This window comes from Stutzerimonas stutzeri (genome assembly GCF_024448955.1).
In the GTDB taxonomy this organism is placed as follows: Bacteria; Pseudomonadota; Gammaproteobacteria; order Pseudomonadales; family Pseudomonadaceae; genus Stutzerimonas; species Stutzerimonas stutzeri_AQ.
Genome location: NZ_JAMOIH010000004.1, coordinates 182,401 through 194,079 on the forward strand (window position 1 = coordinate 182,401; position 11,679 = coordinate 194,079).

Below are 11,679 nucleotides of genomic sequence, written 5' to 3' on the forward strand. Positions count from 1 at the left end.
GATTTGCACGCCGTTCATATGCAAACAAGGACCGAACATGCTTCAAGGATCAGCTCGCTGGATCGTCACGCTGTCACTCGCCGCCGCACTCGTCGGCTGCTCGATGTCCCCTCTCCGGGGTCCTGCCACGAGTCCTTCTCCGCCATCCGCCGTAGGCGAACATATCGGCTCCGGAAAAGCCTCGTACTATGGAAGCCAGCACCACGGCAAGCTGACCGCCAGCGGCGAGCGTTTCAATCAGGGGGCGCTCACCGCCGCCCATCGCAGCCTGCCCTTCGGCACGAACGTTCGGGTCACCAATACTCGCAACGGCAAAAGCGTGGTCGTGCGTATCAATGACCGTGGCCCCTTCGTACGTGGGCGGATCATCGACTTGTCGAAAGCAGCCTTCGAGCGCATCGGCAACACGCGGGCCGGCATCATCCGGGTGCGCCTCGAAAGGGTCGATTGAATCGGACGGGGCGACTCCAGACGCCCCACCTGATCGCATTTCGGGATTTCTCAGAGTACCGTTCAGCTTCAGCCATTTCGGCCAGCGCGCTGTAGCGCTTGGGGTCACGGTCGATCCGGTGACGGTAGTGCCGTTCCGGCATGGGCGCCTGTGTGCCTGGTCAGCGTTCGTTTCAGCCAAGATCGAGAGATCGCAGTAAAAAATTAAAGCCATCAGTGTGCGTTAAGAACCGCCATGGCGTGCCGATAGAGATGCACGTCAATCCACCATGGTGCTTCCATGTTCAACGGCCACTTAAAAAAACAACTCCAAGAACAAAGGGCGGAGCTGGCGCTGCTGCGTCAGCTCCATGAGCAGATGGAAAGTACGATGGCGTCGATCACCCTCGACCCTGATTTTCGTATTGCCGCTCTGAACCAAAGGTTCGCTCGCACGCTCGGTTACAACCTCGAGCAACTGAAGGGGCGCGCAATGGCCGACATCGTGCCGACTTACGTGAAAGATTTACCGTGCTTTCATAACTTCCGCGCCGCGGTAGCCAAAATGACTCCCATCAGCGATGACTATCGCTACCTGCGCGCCGACGGCAGCCTTGCCTGGTTGCATGTCGATTGGTATCCGATCAAGAACGAAAACGGCACCCTGCTGAACATTCGCGGCATTGCCCGTGAAGTGACCAAGGAGTTGCAGGTGGCGAAGGAGAACGAGGCGTTCATCAACGCGCTTCTTCGCTCCACCGCGGTCATCCAGTTCAATCTGGACGGCACCGTGATCACCGCCAACGACCAGTTCTTGCAGGCGATGGGTTACTCGCTCAAGCAGGTCGTGGGCAAGCATCACAGCCAGTTCTGCACTGCAAGCGAGGCCGGATCGCAGCAGTACAAGGCCTTCTGGCAGACGCTCAACCGCGGCGAGTTCGTTGCCGACCGCTTCAAGCGGGTCGACAGCCAGGGCCGCGACGTCTGGCTCGAGGCGAGCTACAACCCGGTACACGACACTGAGGGCAAGCTGTGCAAGGTGGTCAAGTTCGCCAGCGTGATCACCGACCAGGTTGCCCGCGAAGAGGATGTTCGGGGGGCGGCCGGCATCGCCTATGACGTGTCCCGGCAGACCGATACCAGTGCCGAGCGCGGCGCCGTGGTGGTCAAGGACACGGTCGCGACGATGCAGCGCATCGCCGAGCAAGTGGAGTCGGCCACGCAGGGCATCGAGGCTCTGGGCCAGCAATCGCTGCTTATCAGCTCGATCGTGCAGACCATTAGCGGTATCGCTGCCCAGACCAATCTGCTGGCACTGAACGCAGCCATCGAAGCGGCACGCGCCGGAGAGCAGGGTCGCGGTTTCGCGGTGGTCGCCGATGAGGTTCGCCAGCTGGCAGGCCGCACCAGCGCAGCCACAGAAGAGATCGTCAGCGTGGTGCAGAAGAACCAGTCATTGGTAGATGAGGCCGTACGAGAAATGGCCAGCAGCCGAGAGCAGGCCGCCCAAGGCCTGTCATTGGCCAATCAGGCCGGCGCGGTGATCGTCGAGATTCAGGACGGCGCCAAGCAGGTGGTGAACGCTGTCGGCCGCTTCGCAAAAGAGTTGAAGTAAGACTCAGCTGTGACGAGGCGGATGCTTCATCCGCCTCGTTCATGCGATCAGAGCGCAGCCTTCTCTAACGGCCTGGCGAAACGATAGGTCGCCAAGCAGCACAGCACGACACCACTCGATGCCAGCAGCCCACCGACAATGCCCACATTGCTTAGGCCCAGATGGACGGTAACCAGGCTGCCGAGCAGCGCGCCGCCGCCGATGCCGACGTTATAGATGCCAGAGAACATGGCCATGGCGACGTCGGTCGCATCGGACGCAAGATTCAGCACCTTCGCCTGCAATGCCAGGCCAAAGCACATCCCGGCGATCCCCCAGACCACCACCAGTGCGCCCAGCAGCGAACTGTCGCGTGAAGCCGGCAGTAACAGCAGCAAACACGTCGCCATGGCCGAGATCGCGGCGATCGGAAAGCCCCTCGGATAACGGCCGCTGTAGCGACTGAACAGGAACGAACCAAGAATGCCGGCGCCGCCGAACAGCAGCAGCAATGCCGTAGTCATGTCACCGCTCAGGTGGGCGATGGTCTGCGCGAAGGGTTCGATATAGGTGTAAGCCGTGAATTGCGCAGTGATCACCAACGCGGTCAGTACGTAGGCCGCGACCAGCGCAGGGCGCTTGAACAGCACCGGCAGGCTGCGCAGCGAACCGGAATTCTGGCTCGGTAGCAGCGGCAGCGTCCGCGCCAGGCAGAGCGCCACCAGCGCCGCGATCACGCCAATCGAGAGGAATGTCGTGCGCCAGCCCAGCGCTTCACCCACCACACGGCCAAGCGGAATGCCCAGCACCATGGCCAGTGCGCTGCCGGTGGCCAACAGACCCAGCGCCTGGGCCTGCTTGCCTTGCGGCGCGACGCGCACGGCCAGCGATGCGGTGATCGACCAAAACACCGCGTGCGAAAGCGCGATACCAATACGGCTGATCATCAGCATGCTGAAGCTCGACGCCACGCTGGACACCAGATGGCTGCCGATGAACACCGCGAAGACGACGATCAGCAGCCTGCGGCGTTCGACGTTGCGCGTCAGCAGCATCATCGGCAGCGACATCAGTGCCACCACCCACGCGTAGATGGTCAGCATCAGACCGACCTGGGACGGCGGCATGTCGAACGAACCCCCGATGTCGCTGAGCAGAGCGACCGGGACGAACTCCGTGGTGTTGAAGATGAAGGCGGCCAGCGCCAGTGCGACGACACTGAGCCAGCTTCCGGCGTGGGGGTGTTGCGATTCGTTCATGTGGGCGATGTCTTGATGCTGCCAATCGGCAACCGCAGCGCGCCTTTTTGAAAAGCTATGTCTGTTGGCGCAAAGGCCCGCAGTGTGGGCCGGGCGACGTTCCGCTTCAGCCCACCAACGCGGTCAGCGTGGGCTAAAGCCCACCTACAAGGCTCGGAGCCTTCCCAAAACCAATTGGCAACAGACATAGCCTTTTTGAAAAGGCACACCACAGCGTGACGAGAGAGAATTCAGGGACGACGGTCGTGCTCTATCGTCACAACGCACCCGACCCGCGAGCTTCGAAGAAGTACGGGCAGCAGCGGAAACGATTGAGATGCGAAACAGGACAGTCGGAGCGGCGCGGATTCTACGCCCGCGCCGTGCCGATGTCAGGCCGCGAAAACCATCTGCGACGAGCGGCCGCAGCCGCGGCTCGCTAGCGTCGCCAAAGGCTCGTCCGGCCTTGAACGTTCGAGGCCGGGTGATACGCGTATCACTTGGCGAAGTACGCCTGCGCACGCTCCGCTTCCGCGGCGGTGGGCTTGTAGCTGATCCACTCGTCGCTCTCGTTCTTCTTGTAGCGCACGACGCCCTGCGCCACATCGAACTCGTAGAAGGGATAAACCTCGCGCAAGTTGTAGAACGCAGCGGGGGCGAAGAAGAGGATGTCAGCGGCCAGATAGCCACCGTTGAACTTGAGCGGGATCAGCCCGTACATGGGCTCCATGCCTTCCTGGGTGGCGCGGAAGCGGTACTGGCCGAAGCTGGTGGTTTTGTAGGTTTTGCTGACAGGGTTCTTCAGCACCAGCGGTGCATCGTCATTGATCTTGACGCTGAGACTCGGATCGCTGGAACGCAGCGAGGTGGTGGCGGTACAGGCGGACAGCAGCGCAGCCATCAGCGGCAGCGCCAGGAGTTGCTTGGCTTTCATGTTCGATCCTTGCAGGTGGCGTGGACGACCTGGACCGGCCCTACGCTGGGGCCGGCGGCCATCCTTGGCGGGCGGCACTATAGGCCACTGCCTGATCATAGCCAAGCGCCATCAACCTGGGGTTCGTAGGGTGCGCTTCGCGCATCGCCGGGGCTTCGGTGCATCTGGTGCGCGGAGCGCGCCCTACTTGTCCTAGACGAAACCTTTTTCGATCACTGGCCATGCGCGTACCACTCGGCATTCAGCCGAAACTTTCCCGCCCTCCATCAGCCGTACCTACAGAACCCACTCACACCGGAGAAGGTATGGCTTACCCGAAGATCCCCGCACAGAAGCAGGACCGCCAGCCCGGCTTGGAGAGCGAGATGCAGCCGCCCGCCGAGTTCATCCGCGGCAATTACAAAGGCAGCGGCAAGCTGGCCGGCAAGGTGGCGCTGGTCAGCGGCGGCGACAGCGGTATCGGTCGCGCGGCAGCGCTGCACTTCGCGCGCGAAGGGGCTGACGTGGCGATCATGTACCTCGACGAACACGATGACGCCGCAGCAGCCAAGCGCATGGTGGAAGCCGAAGGGCACCGCTGCATCACCCTGCCCGGTGATATCCGCGACAGCCGCCACTGCAACGAGGCGGTCAGGCAGACAATCGAAGACTTTGGCCGACTGGACGTGCTGGTGAACAACGCCGGGCGGCAAGAGGTACAGACGCGGCTCGAGGACATCACCGACGAGCAGTGGGAGAAGACCTTCGCCACCAACATTCACGGTTATTTCTATCTCACCCGAGCCGCCCTGTCCCATCTGAAAGCTGGCGCGTCGATCATCAATACGACCTCGATTAATTCCTTCATCGGCAATCCGATGCTGGTCGACTACACCGCGACGAAGGGCGCCATCGACGGCTTTACCCGAGCCCTGTCGCAGCAGTTGATCGAGCGCGAAATCCGCGTCAACCAGATCGCTCCCGGCCCGATCTGGACGCCGCTGCAGCCGGCCACCATCGGCAAGCACGACCCCGAGATGCTCGAAGATTTCGGCAGCCAGATGCCCATGGGCCGCTGCGGCCAGCCGTCGGAGCTGGGCCCGGCTTACGTTTATCTGGCATGCGAGGACTCGTCCTATGTCAGCGGACAGACCATTCACATCAATGGCGGCAAGGTGGTGAACGGCTGAGGTTCGCCATACCGAACGCAGCCTGGTCTGCACGAAACCGAGGTGAAATCATGACCCAGATTCTCATTGCCGCTTTTGACCATTACGCCGAAGCCGAGCACGTCAAAGCCGAGCTCCTGAGCAAGGGAGTGCCTAGCGACGACATCCAGATATCCGCCTCCTTCAATCCCGCCACTGTCGACAGCAGCCGGGTCGAAGTCATCGGGGAAGAGCCGGACGAGGACGCTACTGTCTCCGAAAAAGTTGGCAGCTTTTTTCGCAAAGTCTTTGGGGATGGCGCGAGTGAACATGCCGGACGCTATCCAGAAGCGGCCCGTCGCGGCTCCACCGTCGTCACCGTCACCGTCGAAGATGAAGGCCAGGTGTCGATGGTCGAGCAGCTGATGGAGCGAAACGGCGCAATCGATATCGACGAGCGCAGTGCCGGCTGGGGCGACGATGACACGACGCCCGTCACGGCCAGCACCGAAACCCTGACGACCGGCTACCCGGACGCCACATCCATCAGCGTCGACGAACGCGAGCTGAATGGAATGGCCACACCGGATCGCGGCGCAGACGATGGCTCGATTCCAGGCCGTGCCGAAAACGAAAAGGCCGCGCGTCGTGACAACACGGCCGGGCGGGTGCGGATCGTTCCGCGGTAACGCGCCGCCGAACGTGCGTCACACTCATTGCGCCGTGAACACCTCATCGAGCAGGTCGTTCATGGCCTCGAAAGCTCGCTTCGCCACCAACGGGTTGTACTCGTTGCGGCCCGGCACCTTGGCGTAAGGATCAGTGAACGAATGCACGGCGTTGCCATAGCTGACCATTTGCCAGTCGGCATCGGTGGCTTGCATCTCGGCGACGAAGCCATCGACCTGCTCCTTCGGCACCGCCGGATCATCGGCGCCGTGCAGCACCAGCACCGGCGCTTTGATCTGCTTGGCATCGTCGGGGTTAGGCGTGTCCAGGTTGCCATGGAAAGAGACGAAGGCGTCCAGATCGGCACCGGAGCGGGCCAGTTCCAGCACCGCGCCGCCACCGAAGCAGAAACCGATCGCTGCCATCTTGCTGGTATCCAGCGCTACCTCCTGCTGTGACCTGAACGCATCGACCGCAGCCTGGGCGCGCTTGCGCATCAACGCACGATCACTGCGTACAGAGGTAGCGGCCGCCTTGGCTTCATCCGGATTCGATGGCCGTACCGCCTTGCCGTATAGATCCGCCATGAACACCACGTATTTCTCCCCTGCGGCGCGCGCGGCTTTCTCAGCCGAACGCTCGGTCACCCCGAGCCAGTTGGGCACCATCACCAAACCGGGTCGTGGCGTGGTCACCGCATCGTCGTAAACCAGCAAGCCCTCGAAGGCTTCGCCGTCGATTTCATAGGCATGGGGTTTGACCACCACAGCGGCTTCGGCAACGCCGACCATCCCAGCCAGCGCCAGGGCAATGCACGTCTTTTTCATGGATTCATACCTGCGAAGTGAGACGACGTTTCAACAGTAGCGGAAAAACACCATCGCACAGGTGCAATGCTGTGCGCTCAAGCGCTGTCGCCTCAGGCTCCTGTTTTTCGGACAGGCCTACGGCCTGTTCGCAGCGAGGTCGCGCCTCCCACTGAAGCCATGTGCACCCGCTTTCGTGGGAGGCCCGACCTCGGGGCGAACTAGCTTAAGTGAACGACATTGGTCGCGCAGGCCACCTAACTTGGAACCGTTTCTGTTTGTGTCGGTTTTTATCAGTGACCGTCGCCGCCTGGATCAAGATCAACAGAGACGACTCTGCAACTCCAGCGCATTGGCCGTCGCCGCCCCGCTGGCCGTGTTGTCGAAGATGCACCAACAGGCAACGCCCTTCGGCTGATCGGCCAGGCGTTCGGCCAGCGCACCAAGCCAATCAGCGTCGTACGAAGAATGGTAGATGCGCGGCGAACCGTGTAGGCGGTAATAGCGAAACCCCGGCCAGCCGCCCGGCTCGGCTGCTTCGGCGAAGGGTGCCGGATCGGCGACGACACGGGCGATCTGCGCTTGCTGCAGCAGCGACTCTGCATCGAGCCAGCTGCGATGGCGAGGCTCGATGGCCACCGGGCCGTCGTGACGGGCTCTCAATGCAGCGAAAAAGACACTGGCGCTTGCCAGGTCATAAGCCAGCGAAGGCGGCAATTGCACCAGCAGGCAGCCCAACTTGTCGCCCAGATGGCCGCACTCCTGCAGAAAACATTCGAGCAATTCTTCGCAGGCGACCAGCCGCCGTTCGTGGGTAATCTGCTTGGGCAGCTTCACGCAGAAGCGAAACGCCGCTGGCACGCTTTCGGCCCATTTGGCGTAGGTCGCGGGTCGATGGGGACGGTAGAACGAGCTGTTGATCTCCACCGCAGGAAAACGACCGGCGTAGCGCTGCAGGTGCGTGCCCTCGTCCGGGAAAGCTGGCCACTGCTCGCGTGGCAGGCTCCAGCCCGCCGTGCCGAGAAATATGGAGGTGTCGAAGTCCTTCACTGAGGGTCCCGCCGGATGTTGGCTCTTATAGATGACCATCGCGCATGCCGGCTCGATCCTCCCGGCGGTAATCGAGCCTAGCGTGCCGATTGCGTGCCCGACTGGACGGGCAGCCGCTTGAGCAGCCATTTGCGCGCCGGCACTACAGCATGCTCCTGCGCCCAGACACAGAGCACGACCGTCAAGATCAAGTAAAGCGGATAGAACAATAGTGTCAGCTGCTGTTCTCCGGCTCGGACGGCGCAATCGGCCCAGGCTTCGAAGCAGCTGGTCGAAGCGACGCCCAACAACTTTTCTGATCGGGAAAACAGGATGAACGCCGGTACATGCAGCACAAACAGCGGCAGCGATGCCGTCCCTAGACGTTGCGACCAGCGATTCACGCGGGCGCTGCCTGGCGTAGCGATCAGCGCAAAGAGGTAGACCAGCGTCAGCTGCGAGGGCAGCAGCAGCCCGTTGTGCAGCAGGAAGTACCAGAGCTTTTCCCCCTTCAGCAGCCAGATGGCGGCGATGAAGCAGGCCAGCACGAAGCCTGCCAGCGCCAAACGACTGCCCAGCCTCGGCACGCGTCCCTGGCTCTGCATCTCGCGGAATAACCCGTACAGCAGAATCCCGGCAAGGAATTCGGGCAGGCGCAGCAAGGGCATGCGGTGCAGCATGCCGGTATAGGGAATCCCGTATTCCTGCTGCTGGATCACCCAGAGCGGCGGGATCAGGTAGATCACCGCGACGACTACGAGCCAAAGTGCCTTGTGCCGCAACCGCATCAGCCGCGGCGCCAGCAAAGGGAACGTCAGATAGAAGAAGAACAGCGTGGAAATCGACCACAAGGGTGGGTTGAAGGTCAGGTAAAGCGGATTCCACGCCTGCAGCATGAACAACTGCAGGACGAAGTTAAGCAGCAATTCGCCATTGCCCATGAAGTGCTCAAGGGTCTCTCTGGACGCCTCGCCCAGATCCTCGTTGGTGTCATAGACCACGAAACGCAGGGTCGCCTTGACGTCGTCCGGCGGGATACCGAGCTTGGCGATAATGAACAACACCACCGCCGTCAACCCCAATGAAAACAGGTGCAACGGGTAAAGATTGGCGAAGCGCCGGCTCAGAAAGCTGCGCCCCGGTTCGCGCAGTTGTCCTTGCTGACAATAGACATGGGCCAGCAAGAAGCCCGACAGGACGAAAAAGCTGCTGGTCGCGAAAAAGCCCACCCCGGTCAGATCCGACAGCCACCAAGGCCGCTGCTCCTCGGGATACGCATGGATCGTATGAAAGAACACCAGATACATGCCGAGCGAAAAACGCAGCCACTCGAGCCCGATGAATTTTTCCTTGCTGTCTTGCTCCACGCATTGCTCCTTCCATGCGGCAGCCAACGTGCCGTACGAACTAGGACGGCACGTTGCAGGCAGTCGTTCGATATCCACTTCGCATTGGGCCGCTCGCCGACGTGATGGCGAAACCGGCGGCATACGGATCGTCAGCCGTATCAATATTTCGTCACGTATGTGTCGGGCACGGGCCGGGGCGATGCAGGTCCAACCATGATCAATAACCGGCAGAGAGGTCCGCTAACCGTGTTGTTCCGAGCCAAGCCCCAGCTACGAACAGGTATCGCAACGTCCCTGCTGATGGCAATGGTCCTGCTTGCATCGCCACTGCGGGCGGTGGCGCAGGACGGCTTCAGCTGGACGGAAAACTTCCTCGAACACATCGCCAAGGTCGATGCGAGCACCTCGGGCGAGCTGGGCATCTACCTCAAGGATCTGGATACCGGCGTGTCAGCCTCCTACCACGGCGAGGAAGCCTGGTACCTCGCGTCCACGGTCAAGGTCCCGGTGGCCATTGCCGTCATGCGGCGCATCGATCAGGACACCCTGAGCCTGGACAGCACCGTGCGCCTGCTGGAGTCGGACTATGTCGACGGCGCCGGCCCGACCAAACGACACGCACCGGGCACCTCGCTCAGTGTCCGTTACCTGATGGATCAGATGCTGATCCACAGCGATAACACCGCAAGCGACATGCTTATTCGCCTGGTCGGCCTCGACGCAGTAAACGCCGTGACCCGCGAGCTGGTGCCGGCAGGCCTCGGCCCGATCACCACCCTGGCGGATGTGCGCAGGCTGATCTACGGGGAACTGCACCCCTCTGCCCGCCTGCTCTCCGGCAGGGATTTCCTTTCGCTCAAAGCGCAGCGCAGCGAAGCCGGCCGCCTCTCGCTGCTGGCCAGCCTGCTGGGCGTCCAGCAGAGCGCGTTCACCAAAATCCCGCTGCGCGACGCCTATGAGCGTTATTACGCGACGCCCTTCAACTCGGGCACGCTGCAAGCCTATGGCGATCTCTTGTCCGCAGTGGTGGAAGGCAAGGCGTTGAGCCAGGCCAGCACCGAATACCTGCTCAGCGTGATGAATCGCGTGGCCACCGGAGCCCAGCGCATCAAGGCCGGATTGCCGCCGACGGTCGGCTATGCACACAAGACCGGCACTCAGCGCGCCCGCATCTGCGATGCCGGCGTGATCGCACCGCCGCCATTTCGCATAGCCGACCCCGCCGGACGTATCGTTGTGATCGCCTGCGTGCGCGGTGCTGCATCCACCGCCAAGGCCGAACGCGCGTTGCGCGGCGCGGGCGAAGCGATAACCGCCTCTGGAGTGCTTCGCCTATGAGACCAGTCCCGCTCGCGCGCACAGGGAAATTGCTCGCCCTACCGGCCTTGGTAGGGCTCGGGCTGGCGCTCTGGGCATATAAGGAACAGGCCTATTCGGATTCCTGGCGCAACGTGCTGGAGCAGGACATCCGCCAGATCGACGAACAGAGCCCGGGCAATCTCGGCGTTTACATCAAACATCTGGGTGACGGCGAGGCACTCGATTACCAGGCGGACCGCTTCTGGTACCTGGGCTCGGCGGTCAAGGTGCCGATCGCCATCGCGGTCCTGCAGAGCGTCGACGAAGGCGAGCACAGCCTCGACGAACAGATGAGTTTGGAAGCCACCGACAAGGTTGACGGTTCCGGCGATCTGGTCTGGCAGGACAATGGCGTCGAATACTCAGTGCGCGCGCTGCTGAATGAAATGCTCATCGAAAGCGACAACACGGCCGCCAACATGCTGATCCGGCTCATTGGAGAGGATGAGCTGAACGAGCGCACCCGCAAGAACATGGGTGGCAAGGGCTTTGAACGCATCACCGACTTCACCCAGGTGCGGCGGGACGTCTACGGCGAGCTGCATCCCGATGCGCACGAGTTGGACAATATCGAACTGGTGAAGCTTGCATCGGCGCCCTTCAGCGAGCCGCGCTACGAGGCGGTCGCCAACGCCCTGTCGCTTCCCAAAAGCGAGCTGAAGGCCGACAGCATGGAGCAGGCTTACAAGCGCTATTACGCGCGTAACCTGAATTCCAGCACACTGGAAGCCTACGGTACGCTGCTGGAGAAGCTGGTCGAAGGCGATCTGCTTTCCGAGTCCAGCCGGGATCTGCTGTTCAAGGACATGAAGCTGGATCGGTATGACGCCTACCGCCTCGAAGCCGGCCTGCCCAGCGATGTGCCCTTCATCCAGAAAACCGGCACGCAACTGGAACGCGCCTGTCACGTAGGCGTGATCGAACCCCTGGCAGAAAAGCAGGCGAAGACCGTCATCATCGTGGCCTGCGCCGAGGCCTTGGACGAAGCCAAGGAAGCCGGAGCGGCCTTCGAACGCGTGGGCGAAGCCATCACCCGAGTGCTGCTAAACAAACCCGAGTGACGTTCGATGGTTCCGCCGCGCCCGTGCGGCTCAAACTCAAAAGCTTCGCCCCGAGGGCGGGCCTCCCACGAAGTCAAAAGCACA

Annotated in this window: 11 protein-coding genes; 6 read left to right on the forward strand and 5 right to left on the reverse strand. The window is 61.8% G+C overall.

Annotated features, from left to right (window positions below; genetic code table 11):
- Positions 1-37 precede the first annotated feature (37 nt).
- Both NA645_RS05880 and NA645_RS05885 read left to right on the forward strand, forming a co-directional pair.
- Positions 38-451, forward strand: a complete 414-nt coding sequence (locus NA645_RS05880) for a septal ring lytic transglycosylase RlpA family protein (protein ID WP_256047974.1) — start codon at positions 38-40, stop codon at positions 449-451.
- 279 nt (positions 452-730) lie between these two features.
- Complete coding sequence (locus tag NA645_RS05885) at positions 731-2,044, forward strand: methyl-accepting chemotaxis protein (protein WP_256047975.1); 1,314 nt, start codon at positions 731-733, stop codon at positions 2,042-2,044.
- Between the two features lie 47 nt (positions 2,045-2,091).
- Here NA645_RS05885 and NA645_RS05890 read toward each other — a convergent pair whose 3' ends face one another.
- Together NA645_RS05890 and NA645_RS05895 are read right to left on the reverse strand one after the other, a co-directional pair.
- Positions 2,092-3,282, reverse strand: coding sequence for a sugar transporter (locus NA645_RS05890; RefSeq protein WP_256047976.1), 1,191 nt, complete (start codon positions 3,280-3,282; stop codon positions 2,092-2,094).
- A 475-nt stretch (positions 3,283-3,757) separates the two neighbouring features.
- Positions 3,758-4,195 (reverse strand): hypothetical protein, encoded by a 438-nt coding sequence (locus NA645_RS05895; protein WP_256047977.1) that lies wholly within the window; start codon positions 4,193-4,195, stop codon positions 3,758-3,760.
- Between the two features lie 305 nt (positions 4,196-4,500).
- On the opposite strand from NA645_RS05895, the gene NA645_RS05900 reads away from it, so the two are divergent.
- On the forward strand, positions 4,501-5,364 hold the full coding sequence (locus tag NA645_RS05900; protein ID WP_256047978.1) for an SDR family oxidoreductase: 864 nt from the start codon (positions 4,501-4,503) through the stop codon (positions 5,362-5,364).
- A gap of 50 nt (positions 5,365-5,414) precedes the next feature.
- Positions 5,415-6,011 carry a hypothetical protein gene (locus NA645_RS05905; protein WP_256047979.1) on the forward strand — a complete coding sequence of 199 codons (597 nt, stop codon included), beginning with the start codon at positions 5,415-5,417 and terminating at the stop codon, positions 6,009-6,011.
- A 24-nt stretch (positions 6,012-6,035) separates the two neighbouring features.
- On the opposite strand, the gene NA645_RS05910 is transcribed toward NA645_RS05905, so the two are convergent.
- The 3 genes from NA645_RS05910 to NA645_RS05920 form a co-directional block, all read right to left on the reverse strand.
- Positions 6,036-6,782 carry a dienelactone hydrolase family protein gene (locus NA645_RS05910; protein WP_423836566.1) on the reverse strand — a complete coding sequence of 249 codons (747 nt, stop codon included), beginning with the start codon at positions 6,780-6,782 and terminating at the stop codon, positions 6,036-6,038.
- A gap of 336 nt (positions 6,783-7,118) precedes the next feature.
- Positions 7,119-7,886 (reverse strand): DUF72 domain-containing protein, encoded by a 768-nt coding sequence (locus NA645_RS05915; protein WP_256047981.1) that lies wholly within the window; start codon positions 7,884-7,886, stop codon positions 7,119-7,121.
- A gap of 38 nt (positions 7,887-7,924) precedes the next feature.
- Positions 7,925-9,193: an acyltransferase family protein gene (locus tag NA645_RS05920; RefSeq protein ID WP_256047982.1), complete on the reverse strand. Its 1,269-nt coding sequence runs from the start codon at positions 9,191-9,193 to the stop codon at positions 7,925-7,927.
- Between the two features lie 282 nt (positions 9,194-9,475).
- Here NA645_RS05920 and NA645_RS05925 point away from each other — a divergent pair, with 282 nt between their 5' ends.
- Together NA645_RS05925 and NA645_RS05930 are read left to right on the forward strand one after the other, a co-directional pair.
- A complete protein-coding gene (locus NA645_RS05925) occupies positions 9,476-10,513 on the forward strand; it encodes a serine hydrolase (RefSeq protein WP_256047983.1) in 1,038 nt (345 codons plus the stop codon).
- A gap of 29 nt (positions 10,514-10,542) precedes the next feature.
- Positions 10,543-11,595 (forward strand): serine hydrolase, encoded by a 1,053-nt coding sequence (locus tag NA645_RS05930; protein WP_423836567.1) that lies wholly within the window; start codon positions 10,543-10,545, stop codon positions 11,593-11,595.
- Positions 11,596-11,679 lie beyond the last annotated feature (84 nt).

Bases quoted from the DNA above. Each gene is read 5' to 3' on its own strand.
- NA645_RS05880 (WP_256047974.1), top strand. From the start codon at position 38: ATGCTTCAAGGATCAGCTCGCTGGATCGTCACGCTGTCACTCGCCGCC.
- NA645_RS05885 (WP_256047975.1), top strand. From the start codon at position 731: ATGTTCAACGGCCACTTAAAAAAACAACTCCAAGAACAAAGGGCGGAG.
- NA645_RS05890 (WP_256047976.1), bottom strand. From the start codon at position 3,282: ATGAACGAATCGCAACACCCCCACGCCGGAAGCTGGCTCAGTGTCGTC.
- NA645_RS05895 (WP_256047977.1), bottom strand. From the start codon at position 4,195: ATGAAAGCCAAGCAACTCCTGGCGCTGCCGCTGATGGCTGCGCTGCTG.
- NA645_RS05900 (WP_256047978.1), top strand. From the start codon at position 4,501: ATGGCTTACCCGAAGATCCCCGCACAGAAGCAGGACCGCCAGCCCGGC.
- NA645_RS05905 (WP_256047979.1), top strand. From the start codon at position 5,415: ATGACCCAGATTCTCATTGCCGCTTTTGACCATTACGCCGAAGCCGAG.
- NA645_RS05910 (WP_423836566.1), bottom strand. From the start codon at position 6,782: ATGGTCGGCGTTGCCGAAGCCGCTGTGGTGGTCAAACCCCATGCCTAT.
- NA645_RS05915 (WP_256047981.1), bottom strand. From the start codon at position 7,886: ATGGTCATCTATAAGAGCCAACATCCGGCGGGACCCTCAGTGAAGGAC.
- NA645_RS05925 (WP_256047983.1), top strand. From the start codon at position 9,476: ATGGCAATGGTCCTGCTTGCATCGCCACTGCGGGCGGTGGCGCAGGAC.